The organism is Streptomyces sp. NBC_00094, assembly GCF_026343125.1.
Lineage (GTDB): Bacteria > Actinomycetota > Actinomycetes > Streptomycetales > Streptomycetaceae > Streptomyces.
On sequence record NZ_JAPEMB010000001.1, the window covers coordinates 5899802 to 5918291 of the forward strand.

General features: G+C 72.8%; 14 protein-coding genes. 12 read left to right on the plus strand and 2 right to left on the minus strand.

Annotated elements, in window-relative coordinates; all coding sequences use genetic code 11:
• The first annotated feature begins 25 nt into the window (after positions 1-25).
• Positions 26-2188, plus strand: coding sequence for an ATP-binding protein (locus OG580_RS26345; RefSeq protein ID WP_267046128.1), 2163 nt, complete (start codon positions 26-28; stop codon positions 2186-2188).
• 83 nt (positions 2189-2271) lie between these two features.
• Complete coding sequence (locus OG580_RS26350) at positions 2272-3825, plus strand: PucR family transcriptional regulator (protein ID WP_267046129.1); 1554 nt, start codon at positions 2272-2274, stop codon at positions 3823-3825.
• A 145-nt stretch (positions 3826-3970) separates the two neighbouring features.
• Here OG580_RS26350 and OG580_RS26355 read toward each other — a convergent pair whose 3' ends face one another.
• Positions 3971-4162, minus strand: a complete 192-nt coding sequence (locus OG580_RS26355; RefSeq protein ID WP_267046130.1) for a hypothetical protein — start codon at positions 4160-4162, stop codon at positions 3971-3973.
• 155 nt (positions 4163-4317) lie between these two features.
• Between OG580_RS26355 and OG580_RS26360 the strand changes: the two genes are divergently transcribed.
• Complete coding sequence (locus tag OG580_RS26360; RefSeq protein WP_267046131.1) at positions 4318-5289, plus strand: EamA family transporter; 972 nt, start codon at positions 4318-4320, stop codon at positions 5287-5289.
• 174 nt (positions 5290-5463) lie between these two features.
• Positions 5464-6909 (plus strand): aldehyde dehydrogenase family protein, encoded by a 1446-nt coding sequence (locus tag OG580_RS26365; RefSeq protein WP_267046132.1) that lies wholly within the window; start codon positions 5464-5466, stop codon positions 6907-6909.
• Positions 6910-7037: 128 nt separating this feature from the next.
• On the opposite strand, the gene OG580_RS26370 is transcribed toward OG580_RS26365, so the two are convergent.
• Positions 7038-7340, minus strand: a complete 303-nt coding sequence (locus tag OG580_RS26370) for a putative quinol monooxygenase (RefSeq protein WP_267046133.1) — start codon at positions 7338-7340, stop codon at positions 7038-7040.
• Positions 7341-7599: 259 nt separating this feature from the next.
• Between OG580_RS26370 and OG580_RS26375 the strand changes: the two genes are divergently transcribed.
• The 8 genes from OG580_RS26375 (at position 7600) to OG580_RS26410 (ending at position 18422) form a co-directional block, all read left to right on the plus strand.
• The gene (locus OG580_RS26375; RefSeq protein WP_267046134.1) at positions 7600-9522 is read left to right on the plus strand and encodes an acyl-CoA dehydrogenase family protein; all 1923 of its coding nucleotides are present in this window, start codon (positions 7600-7602) and stop codon (positions 9520-9522) included.
• Positions 9523-9697: 175 nt separating this feature from the next.
• Complete coding sequence (gene aroA / locus OG580_RS26380) at positions 9698-10933, plus strand: 3-phosphoshikimate 1-carboxyvinyltransferase (protein WP_267046135.1); 1236 nt, start codon at positions 9698-9700, stop codon at positions 10931-10933.
• 34 nt (positions 10934-10967) lie between these two features.
• Complete coding sequence (gene dxr / locus OG580_RS26385) at positions 10968-12218, plus strand: 1-deoxy-D-xylulose-5-phosphate reductoisomerase (protein ID WP_267046136.1); 1251 nt, start codon at positions 10968-10970, stop codon at positions 12216-12218.
• The gene (locus OG580_RS26390; RefSeq protein ID WP_267046137.1) at positions 12215-13522 is read left to right on the plus strand and encodes an RIP metalloprotease; all 1308 of its coding nucleotides are present in this window, start codon (positions 12215-12217) and stop codon (positions 13520-13522) included. Before dxr ends, OG580_RS26390 begins: the two co-directional genes overlap by 4 nt.
• Before the next feature lie 103 nt (positions 13523-13625).
• Entirely contained in the window at positions 13626-14783 is a 1158-nt protein-coding gene (gene ispG / locus OG580_RS26395) for a flavodoxin-dependent (E)-4-hydroxy-3-methylbut-2-enyl-diphosphate synthase (RefSeq protein WP_024755628.1), read from the plus strand.
• A gap of 284 nt (positions 14784-15067) precedes the next feature.
• Positions 15068-15913, plus strand: a complete 846-nt coding sequence (locus OG580_RS26400; RefSeq protein ID WP_267046138.1) for a GNAT family N-acetyltransferase — start codon at positions 15068-15070, stop codon at positions 15911-15913.
• A 192-nt stretch (positions 15914-16105) separates the two neighbouring features.
• Entirely contained in the window at positions 16106-16651 is a 546-nt protein-coding gene (locus OG580_RS26405) for a GNAT family N-acetyltransferase (RefSeq protein WP_267046139.1), read from the plus strand.
• 70 nt (positions 16652-16721) lie between these two features.
• Entirely contained in the window at positions 16722-18422 is a 1701-nt protein-coding gene (locus OG580_RS26410; protein WP_267046140.1) for a proline--tRNA ligase, read from the plus strand.
• Positions 18423-18490 lie beyond the last annotated feature (68 nt).

Below are 18490 nucleotides of genomic sequence, written 5' to 3' on the forward strand. Positions count from 1 at the left end.
CTGGCTGGTCAGGGGGCAGGGGTAGATGGAGACCGACGGCACGTACGAGTCACGCGACACCAGGGGAGGCGCGGTACCACGGCCGGCGGTGCCGCCACCCGGCTCCGCGCCGGTGGTTCCCCCGGCGTCGGCTTCTCATGCGGCGGCCTTCGTTCCGCCGCCGGGTCGTGTCCCCGCGGCTGCACCGCCACACCCGGGGGCCATTCCTCCGCCGCCCGGCCACGCGCCCGGTCGGATCGCCGTCGCCGACTGGCTGCGCATCCCCCGGCCGGTTGCCGAGCCCGGGGTGTGGCGCCTCGGACACCGGCCCCGCCCCGCGGAGGAACCCGAGGAGGTGCCCGCCCGCCGGCTCTTCACCGGCGCCGTGATCGCCCTGCTCAGCGGCTGGCTTCTGTGGTCGCTGCTCTGGAACGGATACCTCGGCCGCTACTGGCTCTGGCCTCTGCTCGTCCTCACCCCGGACTCCTGGCGCACCGATGCCGACACCTGGGGAATGGCCATCTACACCTATTACGCGATCGTCGGTGGAGGCTTCCTCGTCTTCTTCGCCCGCATCGGCCACGTACCGGACATCTGGCGCCGCTACACCCGTAAGAAGGACGCGCCCGTCCCGCCGCCCCCGCCCGGCGCCGACCCCGCAGACTGGCCCGAGATCCGGGAGGCCGGGCTCGCCGACACCGCGCAGACCCTCGCCGAGGCCATTCGGCAGGGGCTCCTCGGGGACGTGGACTATGCCCGGCTCCGGCGCGCCTGGCACGGCGTGCGGACGCGCCCCGATCGACTGCCCGCCTTCACCGAGGCCGTGCGGACCCGAGGCGCCGCCGCCTGCGGTCATCCCTCCGGCAAGCGCGATCTGCCGATCCGTACCGCCACCCACGACCTCGCCACCGGGCAGGTCCTCATCGGCACGGCTGCCGACCACCCCCGCAATCCTTACGCGCGGCGCACCACCGGTGTCGCCCTGGAACAGGGCGTGCTCGGGACCTCGCTGCTGGCCGTCGGGCCCGCCGGGTCGGGGAAGACCACGCGGCTGATCCGGCCTGTCGTCGAGTCCCTCTGCCTCCAGGCCCTCGCCAACCGTGCCGCCGTCGTCGCCGTCACCGCCCACGGTGCCTCGCTCGGAGCTGACGAGGCCTTCGACGTCGTCGTCTCCGTCGGCCGAGCCGAATCCACCCACGACCTCGACCTGTACGGCGGCACCGACGACCCCGACGAGGCCGCCCGGATCCTCGCGGAGGCGCTTGTCGGCGACCTCGTGGCCGACAGCCGCAGGGCCGCCACCGCGCTCGCCCAGCTCATCGGCCCGTTCCGGGCCGTGTACGGCCGCTTCCCCGCCGTCCCCGAGCTGCGCGAACTCCTCTCGGGCACCCCCGCCGCCCTCGATGCCCTCCGCGCGGCCGTCGCCGCCGACCCGGCCCAGATCCGCGAACTCGACGCCCGGCAGCGCCAGGCCGAGCGCGGCGATGACATCGGCGTACTGCTCGCCGAGAGGATCGCCTTCCTCGACCGGCCCGCCTTCGCCGCCTTCTTCGCCACGGACCCGGACGCGCGGCCGCAGTTCTCCCTCCGGGCCCTCGAACACCCCCTCCGGGTCCGCGTCGATCTCCCTGAGCGTGGCCACGCGGAAGCCTCACGGATCGTCTCCCGGCTGCTCCTCTCCCAGTTCACGGAGGCCGCCCTCGGCCGCCGAGACCGCTCCCTCTTCGCCTGCCTGGTCCTCGACGACGCCACGCACACCGTCACCGGCGAGGCGCTCCGCGCCGTCCAGCGGCTCCGCTCCGCGCACGCCGGCGTCGTCCTCGCCTTGCGCAGTCTGGAGGACGTGCCCGAGGCACTGCGCGGACCGTTGCTCGGCGCGGTCGGCTGCCGGATGGCCTTCGCCGGACTCGCGCCCTGGGACGGTGGACGGTTCGCCGATACTTGGGGCACCGAATGGGTCCAGACGAGGGACGTCACCAACCGGCAGATCATCTCCGATGAGCCCCTTACCAAGGCCCTTCACGCGATGCGGCGGATCGTGACCGGCAAGGCGACCACCGCGGAGGCCGTCACCGTCCGGGAAGTGGAGCGGCAGCGGTGGTCGGCCTCCGACCTCGCCCACGCCGTCCCACCCGGCCACGCGGTCCTCTCCCTCACCCATGTGCGCGGCGAGCACACGCCACCGCTCCTCGTCGAGCTCGGCAGCTGAGCAGGCACCTTTCGGCCCTGGCACAATCGGGGGCGCCGCTCGGCTGAGCGGCGCCCCCTCGCTCAAAGGTCCGACGGTCCCCAATGCCGCCCACCCTCGCCTCGCTCGTGCAGCACTCCGCCCTCAAGCTGATCGTCCGCGCGGGTGAGGACCGCCTCGACACCCCCGTCCGCTGGGCCCACGTCAGCGAGCTGGCCGACCCGGTCCCGTACATGGAGGGTGGCGAGCTCCTGCTCACCACCGCGCTCACGCTGGACGCCGAGGACCTGGAGGCGATGCGCCGCTACGTGCGGCGGCTGCTCGGTGCGGGTGTCGTCGGGCTCGGCTTCGCCGTGGGCGTCAACTACGAGGAGATCCCGCGGGCCCTGCTCGACGCGGCGCGCGAGGAGCATCTGCCGCTCCTCGAAGTGCCGCGCAGGACCCCCTTCCTGGCGATCAGCAAGGCGGTCTCGGCGGCCATCTCCGCCGACCAGTACCGGGCCGTCACGGCCGGCTTCGAGGCCCAGCGCGAGCTGACCCGGGCCGCGCTCGCCGAGGGCCCGGAGGCGGTCGTCGCCCGGCTCGCCGCACACGTCGACGGCTGGGCCGCGCTGTACGACACCTCCGGCACGGTCGTCGCCGTCTCGCCCGAGTGGGCGGCCCGCCGGGCCGCCCGGCTCACCTCCGACGTGGAGCGGCTGCGCGACCGGCCCGCCCCCGCGAGCGCCGTGGTGGGTGGTACGGACGACCGCGTCGAACTCCAGTCGCTCGGGTCCGGGCGGCGGGTGCGCGGCGCGCTCGCGGTCGGCACCGGCGCCCCGCTGGGCACCGCCGAGCGGTACGCCGTCCACTCGGCGATCGCCCTGCTCACCCTCACCACGGAACGTTCCCGCTCGCTCCAGGCCGCCGAGCACCGCCTCGGCGTGGCCGTCCTGCGCATGATGCTCGCGGGCCATGCCGACCACGCCCGCGCGGTCGCCGGCGACGTCTACGGAGGCCTGCTCGACTCCCCCTTCCGGCTGATCGTCGCGGAGCCCGCCGGGAGCGGGCCGGCCGGGGAGGCCCCGCTGCCGGTCCTCGCCGAGACCCTGGAGACGGCCGCGGCCCGGGCGGGCGAGGCGGTGCTCACGGTCCCGGAGAGCGAGGGGCGGCTCGTCGTCCTCGCCGGGGACGGGGGCGCCGTCGCCGCCGCCTGCCACGCGTACGCGAACCGGGAGGCGGAGGAGACCGGGTTCGTCCTCGGGCTCTCCGCCCCGGCCGGCCCTGTTACCGCGGCGGGTGCGTACAAGCAGGCGGAACAGGCCCTCGCCGTGGCCCGGCGGCGCGGCCGCGCGCTCGTCGAGCACGAGGAGCTGGCCGCCGGCTCGGTCCTGCCGCTCCTCGCCGACGACGCCGTCCGCGCCTTCGCCGACGGGATGCTCCGCGCCCTGAGGGAGCACGACGCGACGGGCCGCGGCGACCTGGTCGCCTCCCTGCGCGCCTGGCTCTCCCGGCACGGTCAGTGGGACGCGGCGGCGGCGGACCTGGGCGTCCACCGGCACACCCTGCGCTACCGGATGCGGCGCGTGGAGGAGATCCTGGGCCGCTCGCTCGACGACGCGGACGTCCGGATGGAGCTGTGGCTGGCTTTGAAGGCGACGGGGCAGGACGGGGAGTAGGGGAGTAAGGGGAGGAGCGCGGGGCCTACCGGGCCCACCGGCTGTACGGGCCTAACAGGCCCACCGCGCCCAAGCCCCCGGGCCCACCGGCCGTACGGGCCTAACAGACCCAAGCCCCCGCGCCCACCAGCCCCCGGCCCACCCCCTACTCGCCCGAACCCTCGTTCCCTCCCTGCCCCACGCTCCGCCGCCGGCCGTCGCGCACCGCCTCGCCGCCCAGCAGGGTCACGGTGGCCACCGCGCGGACCCAGCGCGGGCCGCCCCGCGCCGCCCACACGACGCAGACGCACCCTCCGACGGCGAGCACCAGTACGCCGATCAGGATCATCAGGATCATGTCTTCCCCCATTCGCTGTCGCGGTCGGGGTCATCCTGTCACCAGCCCGACCGAGAGCCCTTTGCCCTGCTCCCGCCGTCCGGATCCTGGTATTCCTGCCCGAAAACGGGCAGATTCCTTGATCGTCGCGCCCCGGACTCCCTACTCTCCTGTACATGACACGATCCGCCGCCGGTCCGGCCCCCGAGTCCCACCAGGCCGCCCCCGAACCCCGTACCGCCGCTCCGGCCGCCCCCGCCCGCCGGATCACCGGCGCCGTCTGGGCGGCCCTCGGCATCGTGTACGTCGTGTGGGGGTCGACCTACCTCGGTATCCGGATCGTCGTCGAGACGGTGCCGCCCTTCCTCTCCAGCGGCGCCCGCTTCGTCACCGCCGGCCTGCTCCTCGCCGCGATCATCGCCTGGCGGCAGGGCCCCGCCGCCCTCAAGGTGACCCGCCGGCAGCTCGCCTCGGCCGTCCTCGTCGGCCTGCTCCTCATCCTCGGCGGCAACGGCCTCGTCGTCCTCGCCGAGACCTCCATCCCCTCCGGCCTCGCCGCCCTCCTCATCGCCGTCGTCCCCGCCTGGGTCGTCCTCCTGCGCGCCGCCGCCGGGGAGCGCCCCGGCCTCGGTGCCGTCGGCGGCGTCCTGCTGGGCCTCGCCGGTCTCGGCGTCCTCACCCTCCCCGGCCTGAGCGGCGAGGTGAAGATCGGCGGCGTCCTGCTCGTCGTCGTCGCGACCCTCTTGTGGTCCGTCGGCTCCTTCTCCTCCGCCCGGCTCCCGATGCCGTCCAACCCGTTCACGGCGAGCGCGTACGAGATGGTCGCGGGCGGCCTCGGTGGGCTCGCGCTCGGCCTGTTCCGGGGCGAGCACCACGGCCTCGACCTCGGCGCGATCTCCGGCCGTTCATGGGTGGCCCTCGCCTACCTGATCCTCTTCGGCTCGCTGCTCGCCTTCACGGCCTACGCCTGGCTCCTCCAGGCCGCCCCGCTCTCGCTCGTCGCCACGTACGCGTACGTCAACCCGGTCGTCGCCGTCCTCCTCGGTGCCCTCGTCCTCGACGAGGCCCTGACCTGGCCCATCGCCCTGGGTGGCGCGATCGTCGTCGGCGGTGTCTGCCTCATCGTCTCGACCGAGCGGCGCGGGTGACCGACGGCCCACCCGCACCGAGCGCCCCGGGGCACCCGCGGAGCTCTTCGGCCGAAGCGGACAGGCCCGCCACCCCCACTACTCCATACCGGACAAGCCCACGCCCGCCGTCCCGGCCCTAACGTGTCACGAGAGCAATCGCTCGCTCCCCGAAACGGAAAGGGCCGGGACGCAATGACGACCACCCACGCCTTCTGGCTCGCCGGCCGCGAGGCCACCGGCGACACCACCTTCGACGTCACGAACTCGTACGACGGACGTCTGGTCGGCAAGGTCAGCGTGCCCACCGAGGCCCAGGTCGAGGAGGCCGTCGCCGCCGCGCACGCCGTCGTCGACGAGTTCGCCGCGACCCCGGCGCACGTCCGCGCCGCCGCCCTGGACCACGTGTCGAAGCGGCTCGCCGAGCGCACGGAGGAGATCGCCCTGCTGATCTCCGCCGAGAACGGCAAGCCCATCAAGTGGGCCCGCGGCGAGGTCGGCCGTGCCGTCTCCGTCTTCCGTTTCGCCGCCGAGGAGGCCCGCCGCTGGAACGCCGGCGAGGCCCAGCGCCTGGACACCGAGGCCGGCGGCGCGGGCCGCCTCGCCCTCACCCGCCGTATCCCCAAGGGCGTCGTCCTCGGCATCGCGCCGTTCAACTTCCCGCTGAACCTCAGCGCCCACAAGGTCGCCCCGGCCATCGCCGTCGGCGCCCCGATCATCCTCAAGCCGGCCCCGTCGACCCCGATCTCCTCCCTGATCCTGGGCGAGATCCTGGCCGAGACCGAGCTGCCGGCCGGCTCCTGGTCGATCCTGACCGTGCCGAACGACCGCATGCCCGCCCTCGTCAAGGACGAGCGCCTCCCGGTCATCTCCTTCACCGGCTCGGACAAGGTCGGCTACGCCATCCAGGAGTCGGTGCCGCACAAGCACTGCACCCTGGAGCTCGGCGGCAACGCCGCGGCCGTCGTCCTCCCCGACTGGTCCTCCGAGGCCGACCTGGACTGGGCGGCGAGCCGTATCGCCACCTTCTCCAACTACCAGGGCGGCCAGTCCTGCATCTCCGTCCAGCGCGTGATCGTGGACTCCTCCGTCCACGACCGCCTGCTGCCGAAGATCGTCGCCGCCGTCGAGGCCCAGGTCACCGGTGACCCGTCCGACGCCGCCACCGACGTCGGCCCGCTGGTCGACGAGGCCGCCGCCCAGCGCGTCGAGGCCTGGGTCGACGAGGCCGTCGCGGCCGGCGCGAAGCTCCTCACCGGCGGCAAGCGCGAGGGTGCCACCTACGCCCCGACCGTCCTCACCGACCTTCCGGAGGGCGTCACCCTGGCCCGCGCCGAGGTCTTCGGCCCGGTCCTGACGATCGCCAAGGTCGACGGCGAGGCCGAGGCGTTCGCCGCGGTCAACGACTCCGACTTCGGCCTCCAGGCGGGTGTCTTCACCCACGACCTGCAGACCGCCTTCCGCGCCCACCGCGCGCTCGAGGTCGGCGGCGTGATCGTCGGCGACGTCCCGTCCTACCGCGCCGACCAGATGCCGTACGGCGGCGCCAAGCGCTCCGGCGTCGGCCGCGAGGGCGTCAAGTTCGCGATGGACGACTACACGTACGAGCGCGTCCTGGTCCTGACGGGCCTGGCGCTGTAGTTCGTACGCGACGAGGCCAGACGGCCCGAGCCCACTGTGCGGGGGCTCGGGCCGTCTTCCGTTCTCCGCGGGGCGCCTCTCCGTGAGGCCCCACCGTGGGGCAACCCCTTCCGCCGGGCGCCCCTCCGTCAGGCGACGGGAGCGTCGACGAGGCGGACGACCTCGGCGGGCTTCGCTCGGAAGGCCTTGTTCGTGGCGTCGGCGGCGGCCATGTGCGGGGCGACGTCGTGCGCGGCGAGCGCCTCGGCCGAGGCCCAGCGCTCGATCAGGGCGAAGCGGTCGGGGTCGTCCGCCACCCGGTGGAGGTCGTACTGCAGGCAGCCGTCCTCCGCCCGTACGAGCGGTGCGAGCGCCTCGAAGGCGGCGACCTGTTCCGAGCCCCTGCCGGGCAGTGCGGTGATGAGGACGATGAGCTTGATCGGCTGCGACATGCCGGGGACCTTACGCGGCACCCTCCCCACCGGCGGGCCCGTCTCACCAGGAGGACGAGGGAGCGCGAGGGCCAGCGGGGGAGAGCAAGGGGGAACGAGGGAGAACGAGGGCCAGCGGGGGAGAGCAAGGGGGAACAAGGGGGGAACGAGGGAGAACGAGGGAGAACCTCCCGCACACGCCCCCGCCGCCTTTCCGAACCCGCGGATATCGGGTACGACGGACACAGAACCCCCAGCCCCGACGAGCGGCGAGGTGAGCATGTCCGCACCCACCCAGCGGCCCAAGGTCACCGAGCGCGAGGCCCGGCAGACCGCCGAGGCCGCGCGCGAGCAGGACTGGCACAAGCCGAGCTTCGCCAAGGAACTCTTCCTCGGCCGGTTCCGCCTGGACCTCGTCCACCCCCACCCGCTCCCCGCCGACGAGGACGTCCGGCGCGGGGAGGCGTTCCTCGCGACCCTCCGCGCCTTCTGCGAGACCCGGATCGACGGCGCCCGCATCGAGCGCGAGGCCCGCATCCCGGACGAGACGATCACCGGGCTCAAGGAGATCGGCGCGCTCGGCATGAAGATCGACCCGGCGTACGGCGGTCTCGGTCTCACCCAGCTGTACTACAACCGCGCCCTGGCCCTCGTCGGCTCCGCGAGCCCCGCCGTGGGCGCCCTGCTCTCCGCGCACCAGTCGATCGGCGTACCGCAGCCACTGAAGCTCTTCGGCACCCAGGAGCAGAAGGACGCCTTCCTGCCCCGCCTCGCCCGAACGGACCTCTCCGCCTTCCTCCTCACCGAGCCCGACGTCGGCTCCGACCCGGCCCGCCTCGCCACCAGCGCCGTACCCGAGGACGACACGTACGTCCTCGACGGCGTGAAGCTGTGGACCACCAACGGGGTCGTCGCCGACCTGCTGGTCGTCATGGCCCGCGTCCCCGTGTCCGAGGGCCACCCCGGCGGCATCACCGCCTTCGTCGTCGAGGCCGACTCGCCCGGCATCACCGTCGAACACCGCAACGCCTTCATGGGGCTGCGCGGCCTGGAGAACGGCGTCACCCGCTTCCACCGTGTCCGCGTCCCGGCCGGAAACCGCATCGGCCCCGAGGGCAGCGGCCTCAAGATCGCCCTCACCACCCTCAACACCGGCCGGCTCTCGCTCCCGGCGGTGTGCGCGGGCGCCGGCAAGTGGTGCCTGAGGATCGCCCGCGAGTGGTCGGGCGTCCGCGAGCAGTGGGGCAGGCCCGTCGCCCGCCACGAGGCCGTCGGCACCAAGATCTCCTTCATCGCGGCCACCACCTTCGCCCTGGAGGCCGTCGTCGACCTCGCCTCCCAGCTGGCCGACGAGGACCGCAACGACATCCGCATCGAGGCCGCCCTCGCCAAGCTGTACGCCTCCGAGATGGCCTGGCTGATCGCCGACGAACTGGTCCAGATCCGGGGCGGCCGCGGCTACGAGACCGCCGACTCCCTGGCCGCCCGAGGGGAGCGGGCGGTCCCCGCCGAGCAGATCCTGCGCGACCTGCGGATCAACCGGATCTTCGAGGGCTCGACCGAGATCATGCACCTGCTGATCGCCCGCGAGGCCGTCGACGCCCACCTCTCCGTCGCCGGCGACCTCATCGACCCGGACACCTCCCTCGCCGACAAGGCGAAGGCCGGCGTCCGGGCCGGCGGCTTCTACGCCCGCTGGCTCCCCGGACTCGTCGCCGGTCCGGGGCAGCTGCCCGGGGCGTACGGGGAGTTCGGCGCCCTCGCGGGTCACCTCCGGTACGTCGAGCGGACCTCCCGCAAGCTCGCCCGCTCGACGTTCTACGCGATGTCCCGCTGGCAGGGCCGCATGGAGCTCAAGCAGGCCTTCCTCGGGCGGATCGTCGACATCGGCGCGGAGCTCTTCGCGATGAGCGCCGTCTGCGTACGGGCCGAACTCCTCCGCACCACGGGCGACCACGGCCGGGAGGCGTACGAGCTCGCGGACGCCTTCTGCCGCCAGGCCCGGCTGCGGATCGAGGAGCTCTTCGGCCGCCTCTGGTCCAACACGGACGACCTCGACCGGCGGATCGTCGACGGCGTCCTCGACGGCCGGTACGCGTGGCTGGAGGCGGGCATCGTCGACCCCGGCGACGACGGCCCGTGGATCGCGGACGCCACGCCGGGGCCGTCGACCGAGGAGAACGTCCACCGCAGGATCCCCTGAGGCAGCCGCCAGCCGCCAGCCGCCAGCCGCCAGCCGCCAGCCGCCAGCCGCCCGCTCGCTGACCGCCCGCCGTGCTCCCGCTGACCGTCCGCCGCCCTCCCGTCGACCGTTCGCCCCCGTTCCGCCATGCGGAACGCGGGGCCGCCCGCCCCGCCCACACGGCAGGATGACGCCCGTGACCGTCATCGACATCCCCGGCTCCAAGTCCGTCACCGCCCGCGCGCTCTTCCTCGCCGCCGCGGCCGAGGGCACCACCACCCTTCTGCGGCCGCTCGTCTCCGACGACACCGAGGGTTTCGCCGAAGGCCTCACCGCCCTCGGCTACGCGGTCCGCCGCGAGCCCGACGCCTGGCACATCGAGGGCCGCCCCGCCGGTCCCGGCGCCGAGACCGCCGAGGTCTACTGCCGCGACGGCGCCACCACCGCCCGCTTCCTGCCCACCCTGGTCGCCGCCGGCCACGGCACGTACCGCTTCGACGCCTCCGCCCAGATGCGACGGCGCCCCCTCGGCCCGCTCAGCACCGCCCTGCGCACCCTCGGCGTCGACCTGCGCCACGAGGAGCACGAGGGCCACCACCCCCTCACCGTCGCCGCCGCCGGCGTCAAGGGCGGGGCGCTCACCCTCGACGCCGGGCAGTCCTCCCAGTACCTGACGGCCCTGCTCATGCTGGGCCCGCTCACCTCCGACGGCCTCGACATCACCGTCACGGACCTGGTCTCGGAGCCGTACGTCGAGATCACCCTCGCGATGATGCGGGCCTTCGGCGCCGACGTACGCCAGGAGGGCCGTACGTACCGGGTGGCCCCCACCGGCTACCGGGCGAGGACGTACGGCATCGAGCCCGACGCCTCCACCGCCAGCTACTTCTTCGCCGCGGCCGCCCTCGAACCGGGCCGCTCCGTCACCGTCCCCGGCCTCGGCACCGGCGCGCTCCAGGGCGACCTGGCCTTCGTCGACGTACTGCGCCGCATGGGCGCCGACGTCGAGATCACCGACACCGGGACGACCGTCCGCTCCACCGGAAGCCTGCGCGGACTCACCGTCAACATGCGGGACATCTCCGACACCATGCCGACCCTCGCCGCGATCGCGCCCTTCGCCGACGGCCCCGTCCGCATCGAGGACGTCGCCAACACCCGGGTCAAGGAGTGCGACCGCCTCGACGCCTGCGCCGAGAACCTGCGCCGCCTCGGCATCACCGTCCGCACCGGCCCCGACTGGATCGAGATCCACCCCGGCACGCCCACCGGCCCCGCCGAGATCGCCACCCACGGCGACCACCGGATCGTCATGTCCTTCGCCGTCACCGCCCTGCGCACCCCCGGGATCACCTTCGACGACCCCGGCTGTGTGAAGAAGACGTTCCCCGACTTCCACCGGGTCTTCGACACGTTTGTCCACACCCCGTGAAGTCCGCACAGCGTTTGCGGCGAGAATGGGGGGCATGAGCGACCGCCCCTCTCCTCTCGCCGATCCCCACATCGCCTTCGACGTCTCCGAAGGACGCCGGGACATCGTCGTCCTCGGCTCGACCGGGTCCATCGGCACGCAGGCCATCGACCTGGTGCTGCGCAACCCCGACCGCTTCCGGGTCACCGCCCTGGCCGCCTCCGGCGGGCGGGTCGGACTGCTCGCCGAGCAGGCGCACCTGCTCAAGGTCGCCGCGGTCGCGGTCGCCCGCGAGGAGGTGCTGCCCGAGCTGCGCGAGGCGCTGACGGCGCTGTACGGCTCCGAGCCCCTGCCCGAGCTCCTGGCGGGCCCGGACGCGGCCACGCAGCTCGCGGCCTCCCCCTGCCACACCGTCCTCAACGGCATCACGGGCTCCATCGGCCTCGCGCCCACGCTCGCCGCCCTCGAAGCCGGCCGCACCCTGGCCCTCGCCAACAAGGAGTCGCTGATCGTCGGCGGCCCGCTGGTCAAGGCGCTGGCGAAGCCGGGCCAGATCATCCCGGTCGACTCCGAGCACGCGGCCCTCTTCCAGGCGCTCGCCGCCGGCACCCGCGCCGACGTCCGCAAGCTGATCGTCACCGCCTCCGGCGGCCCGTTCCGCGGCCGTACGCGCGCGGAACTGGCCCATGTGACCCGCGAGGACGCGCTCGCCCACCCGACCTGGGCCATGGGCCCGGTGATCACGGTGAACAGCGCGACCCTGGTGAACAAGGGCCTGGAGGTCATCGAGGCGCATCTGCTCTACGACATCCCCTTCGACCGCATCGAGGTCGTCGTGCACCCCCAGTCGTACGTCCACTCGATGGTCGAGTTCACGGACGGCTCCACGCTCGCCCAGGCGACCCCGCCGGACATGGGCGGCCCGATCGCCATCGGCCTCGGCTGGCCCGAGCGCGTCCCGGACGCGGCCCCCGCCTTCGACTGGAGCAAGGCCTCCACCTGGGAGTTCTTCCCGCTCGACACCGAGGCCTTCCCGTCGGTCGGGCTGGCCCGGCACGTGGGCGACCTGGGCGGTACGGCACCCGCCGTCTTCAACGCGGCGAACGAGGAGTGCGTCGAGGCGTTCCTCGCCGGAAGGCTGCCGTTCAACGGAATCATGGATACGGTCACAGCGGTCGTCGCGGAGCACGGCGTTCCCGGTACGGGAACCTCTCTCACCGTCCCGGACGTCCTCGAAGCGGAGACCTGGGCGAGGGCCCGGGCCCGAGAGCTCGCAGCGAAGGCAACAGCGGAGGCCCGCGCATGACCGAAATGCTCCTGTACGCCCTGGGCATCGTGCTGTTCGCGCTGGGACTGCTCGTCTCCATCGCATGGCACGAGCTGGGCCACCTCTCCACGGCCAAGCTCTTCGGCATCCGCGTGCCGCAGTACATGGTCGGCTTCGGCCCCACGATCTGGTCGAAGAAGCGCGGCGAGACCGAGTACGGCATCAAGGCCATCCCGGCCGGCGGCTACATCCGCATGATCGGCATGTTCCCGCCGGGCGCGGACGGCAAGATCGAGGCCCGCTCGACCTCGCCCTGGCGCTCCATGATCGAGGACGCCCGCGAGGCCTCGTACGAGGAACTCCAGCCCGGAGACGAGACCCGGCTCTTCTACACGCGCAAGCCGTGGAAGCGCGTGATCGTGATGTTCGCGGGACCGTTCATGAACCTGGTCCTGGCCCTCGCGCTGTTCTTCGGCTCGATGATGACGCTGGGCATCGCGGGCCAGACGACCGAGGTCGCCGGGGTCCAGAAGTGCGTCATCAAGCAGAGCGAGAAGCGCGAGAAGTGTGCGACGGGCGACCCCGTCTCCCCGGCCTTCAAGGCCGGCCTGAAGGACGGCGACAAGATCGTCGCCTTCAACGGCACGCCGGTGAACGACTGGGACGCGCTCTCCGACCGCATCCGGGAGACCGTCGGCCCCGCGACGATCACGGTCGAGCGGGCCGGACAGCGCGTCGAGCTGCACCCCACGCTCGTCTCCAACAAGGTCCCGAAGAAGGACGAGGACGGCGAGGTCGTCCAGCCCCTGACGTACATCGACGCCGGCTACCTCGGCTTCGCCTCCAAGTCCGAGGTCGCGCCCCTCACCTTCGGCGAGACCACCGAACGCATGACCGACCGCCTGGAGGGCAGCGTCCACTCGGTCATCGCCCTCCCGGGCAAGATCCCCGGCCTCTGGGACGCCACCTTCGGCGACGGCGAGCGCGCCGACGACTCGCCGGTGGGCGTGGTCGGAGCCGCCCGGATCACCGGCGAACTCATGAACATCGAGGCGCCGCCGACGACGATCCTCGTGATGTTCATGGACCTTCTGGTCATGTTCAACGTCTCGTTGTTCCTGTTCAACATGCTTCCGCTGCTGCCGCTCGACGGCGGCCACATCGCGGGCGCCCTCTGGGAGTCCGTACGCCGCCACACGGCCCGGATCTTCCGGCGCCCCGACCCGGGCCCGTTCGACGTGGCCAAGCTGATGCCCGCCGCCTACGTCGTGGCCGGCGTCTTCGTCTGCTTCACCCTGCTCGTCCTTGCCGCCGACATCGTCAACCCGGTGAGGATCACGTAACTCCCAGGGGGGCCGGACGCCACGGTGTCCGGCCTCCCGCTCCCGGGGCGGTAACCTCGGAGACCTGAGACCGCCGACGCACAACCTTGAGGTTGCACAGAAGATGACCGCGATTGCTCTCGGTATCCCGACCGTCCCCACCCGGCTCGCCGAGCGGCGCAAGAGCCGGCAGATCCAGGTCGGCAGCGTGGCCGTCGGCGGTGACGCCCCCGTCTCCGTGCAGTCGATGACGACGACCCGCACCTCCGACATCGGCGCCACGCTCCAGCAGATCGCCGAGCTGACCGCCTCCGGCTGCCAGATCGTGCGCGTGGCCTGCCCCACGCAGGACGACGCCGACGCGCTCGCCACGATCGCCCGGAAGTCGTCGATCCCGGTCATCGCCGACATCCACTTCCAGCCGAAGTACGTCTTCGCCGCGATCGACGCGGGCTGCGCGGCCGTCCGCGTCAACCCCGGCAACATCAAGCAGTTCGACGACAAGGTCAAGGAGATCGCCAAGGCGGCCGGCGACGCCGGCACCCCGATCCGCATCGGCGTCAACGCCGGCTCGCTGGACGCGCGGCTCCTGAAGAAGTACGGCAAGGCCACTCCCGAGGCACTCGTCGAGTCCGCCCTCTGGGAGGCCTCCCTCTTCGAGGAGCACGGCTTCCGCGACATCAAGATCTCGGTCAAGCACAACGACCCGGTCGTGATGGTCGAGGCCTACCGCCAGCTCGCCGCCCAGTCCGACTACCCGCTGCACCTCGGCGTCACCGAGGCGGGCCCGGCCTTCCAGGGCACCATCAAGTCGGCCGTCGCCTTCGGCGCCCTGCTCTCCCAGGGCATCGGCGACACCATCCGCGTCTCGCTCTCCGCGCCGCCGGTCGAGGAGATCAAGGTCGGCATCCAGATCCTGGAGTCGCTGAACCTGCGCCAGCGCCGTCTGGAGATCGTCTCCTGCCCGTCCTGCGGCCGCGCCCAGGTCGACGTCTACAAGCTCGCGGAGGAGGTCACCGCCGGCCTCGACGGCATGACCGTCCCGCTGCGCGTGGCCGTCATGGGCTGCGTCGTCAACGGCCCCGGCGAGGCCCGCGAGGCCGACCTCGGCGTCGCCTCCGGCAACGGCAAGGGCCAGATCTTCGTGAAGGGCGAGGTCATCAAGACCGTCCCCGAGTCGAAGATCGTCGAGACCCTCATCGAAGAGGCGCTCAAGATCGCCGAGCAGATGGAGAAGGACGGCGTCGCCAGCGGCGAGCCGACCGTCGCCATCGCCGGCTGACCCCCTCTTCACGGCTCGGTTCGCCTCCGGGGCGCTCCAGCCGGGCTCACGGCCCCGACCGTGCTCGCCTCCTTCGTTCCTCAGGAGGCTCCGCGCGCTCGGGCCGTTCCCCCGGCCGCGCCCCTTCGGCTCACTCGCCGGTCCGCGCGAGCCTTGTCAAGGCTCGGTGCGCGCAAGCCCCGTCACCCGCCCAGGGTGGCGGGGCTTCGCGCTGCCACAGGCGTGGCCCGCGACCGTCCAGGTAAAGTGCGGAGACCAGCAGATCCGTCCCGTGAGGCCCCCTCGTGTTGACACAGACGACCACCCGGGTCCTCGAACCCGCCGACCTCGGCGCCGCACTCGCCGTCCTGGAGAGCGCCCCCGTCGAGAACGCCTTCGTGACCGCCCGCGTCCAGGTCGCCGGACTCGACCCCTGGCGTCTCGGCGGCGAGATGTGGGGCTGGTACGCCGACGGCCGACTGCGCTCGCTCTGCTACTCCGGCGCGAACCTCGTCCCCCTCTGCGCCACCCCCGAAGCCGTCCGCGCCTTCGCCGACCGGGCCCGCAGGATCGGCCGCCGCTGCTCCTCGATCGTCGGCCCCGTCGAGCCCACCAGCCTGCTGTGGCAGCTCCTGGAGCCCAGCTGGGGCCCGGCGCGGGACGTCCGCGCCCGCCAGCCGCTGATGGTCGCCGAGGAGCCCTCCACGACGGTCGTGCCCGACCCGCTGGTCCGCCGCGTCCGCAAGAACGAGATGGACGCGATCATGCCCGCCTGCGTGGCCATGTTCACCGAGGAGGTCGGCGTCTCCCCGCTCGCCAACGACGGGGGACTGCTCTACCAGGCCCGGGTCGCCGAGCTCGTCGGCGCGGGCCGCTCCTTCGCCCGGATCGAGGACGGCAAGGTCGTCTTCAAGGCCGAGATCGGCGCCGCGACCCGCCAGGCCTGCCAGATCCAGGGCGTCTGGGTCGCCCCCGAGCACCGCGGCAAGGGCCTCTCGGAGACGGGCATGGCCGCCGTCCTCCAGTACGCGCTCGCCGACGTCGCACCTGTGGTCAGCCTGTACGTCAACGACTACAACACGCCCGCCAGGGCCTCGTACCGCCGTGTCGGCTTCCAGGAGACCGGCGCCTTCATGAGCGTGCTGTTCTAGGGGGTGTCTTGTCGGTCAGGCCGGGCTCGCGGCGTCTGGCACGGCACCTCGCCGCGTTGCCGAAACGCCTGAATAGCTCCGCTATCAAGGCGCTCCGGCGCCTTGCGATGCACTGCACCAGACGCCGCTCCCTGGTCCGGCCTGACCGACAAGACACCCCCTGAGGCCCCGGCCACTTGTAGGGTGCGCCGCATGGATGACGCAGAGGTCGTGATCGGGCCGGTCAATCTCGCCGCCCGGGTGGACGAGGCCCTCGCCGTACAGGCGGTCGCCTTCGGCCTGGACCAGGGCGAGGTCGCCGTACGCCGGCACATCGTGTTGCGCCACCTCATGAGCCCCGGCGCCCGCGCCTTCGGGGCGACCACGCCCGACGGACGGCTCGTCGGCTTCGTGTACGGGATGCCCAACGACCGGACCCACTGGTGGTCCACCGTCGTGGAGCCGTACCTGCGCGCCACCGGCACCGCGGACTGGCTCGACGACTCCTTCGTGATCACCGAGCTCCACGTCCACCCCGACTTCCAGGGGCGGGGCGTCGGCCGCGAGCTGATCACCACGATCACCGAGGGGGCCGCCGAGGAGCGCTCGATCCTCTCCGCGATCGACACCGACTCCCCGGCCCGCGGCCTCTACCGCGCCCTCGGCTACGACGACCTCGCCCGCCAGGTGCACTTCCCGAGCGCGGCCCGCCCGTACGCCGTGATGGGCGCGCCCCTGCCGCTCAAGCGCCGGAACTGATTTCTCCGACGCGGGCCCACCCGGCTAACCTCGGGCCATCACCGTCAGTCCCGGCAGGAGTACGAGAACCATGGCCAACGCACCGGTCCAGCGCATGTCCCAGTTGATGGCGAAGACGCTGCGCGACGACCCGGCGGACGCCGAGGTCCTCAGCCACAAGCTCCTCGTCCGAGCCGGCTACGTGCGCCGCACCGCCGCCGGCATCTGGAGCTGGCTGCCCCTCGGCAAGAAGGTCCTCACCAACGTCGAGCGCATCGTCCGCGAGGAGATGGACGCCATCGGCGCCCAGGAGGTCTCCCTGCCGGCGCTGCTGCCCCGCGAGCCCTACGAGGCCACCGGCCGCTGGGACGAGTACGGCGCCGAGCTCTTCCGCCTCCAGGACCGCAAGGGCGGCGACTACCTCCTGGGCCCGACCCACGAGGAGATCTTCACCCTCCTGGTGAAGGACCAGTGCTCGTCCTACAAGGACCTGCCGGTCATCCTGTACCAGATCCAGACCAAGTTCCGCGACGAGGCCCGTCCCCGCGCCGGCATCCTGCGCGGCCGCGAGTTCCTCATGAAGGACTCGTACTCCTTCGACACGGAGGACGAGGGCCTCGCCCAGTCCTACGCCCTGCACCGCCAGGCGTACCAGCGCGTCTTCGAGCGCCTCGGTCTCGACTACCGCATCGTCGCGGCCACCGCCGGCGCGATGGGCGGCTCGAAGTCCGAGGAGTTCCTCGCCCCGGCAGAGGCTGGCGAGGACACCTTCGCCGACTGCCCGAACTGCGACTTCGCGGCCAACACCGAGGCGGTCTCCTACGAGCTGCAGCCGGTCGACGGCTCGGCCGTCCCGGCCGCCGAGGAGATCCCCACCCCCGACACCCCGACCATCGAGACCCTCGCCGCCTCGCTCGGCGTGCCGGCCTCCGCCACGCTCAAGAACCTCCTGGTCAAGGTCGACGGCGAGATCGTCGCCGTGGGCGTGCCGGGCGACCGCGAGGTCGACCTGGGCAAGGTCGAGGAGCACTTCGCCCCGGCGACCGTCGAGATGGTCACCGAGGCCGACTTCGCCGAGCGCGCGGACCTGGTGCGCGGCTACGTCGGTCCGCAGGGCCTGGAGAAGGTGAAGTACGTCGCGGACCCGCGCGTGGCGCCGGGCACGTCGTGGATCACGGGCGCCAACAAGGACGGGATGCACGCGAAGAACGTCGTCGCGGGCCGTGACTTCGAGGTCGACGAGTACGTGGACGTCGTCGTCGTGGTCGAGGGCGACCCGTGCCCCAAGTGCGGCACCGGCCTGAAGCTGGACCGCGCCATCGAGATCGGCCACATCTTCCAGCTGGGTCGCAAGTACGCCGACGCCCTCAAGCTCGACGTCCTCGGCCAGAACGGCAAGCCGGTCCGCGTGACCATGGGCTCGTACGGCATCGGCGTCTCGCGCGCCGTGGCCGCGCTCGCCGAGCAGACCGCCGACGAGAAGGGCCTGTGCTGGTCCGCCGAGGTCGCCCCGGCCGACGTCCACGTCGTCGCCGCCGGCAAGGCCCTCCAGACCGAGCTGGCCCTGGAGGTCTCCGACAAGCTGGCCGCCGCGGGCCTCCGCGTCCTGGTCGACGACCGCGCGGGCGTCTCCCCGGGCGTCAAGTTCACCGACGCGGAGCTCATCGGCGTCCCGAAGATCCTGGTCGCGGGCCGCCGCTCCGGCGAGGGCGTCGTGGAGCTGAAGGACCGCCTCACGGGCGAGCGCGAGGAGCTCACGGTCGACGAGGCGATCGCCCGCCTCACGGCCTGACGACGCACCGGAGGGGCCGGGCCGCACACCGCCCGGCCCCTCCACCACGCCCCACCCCACGTGGAGCC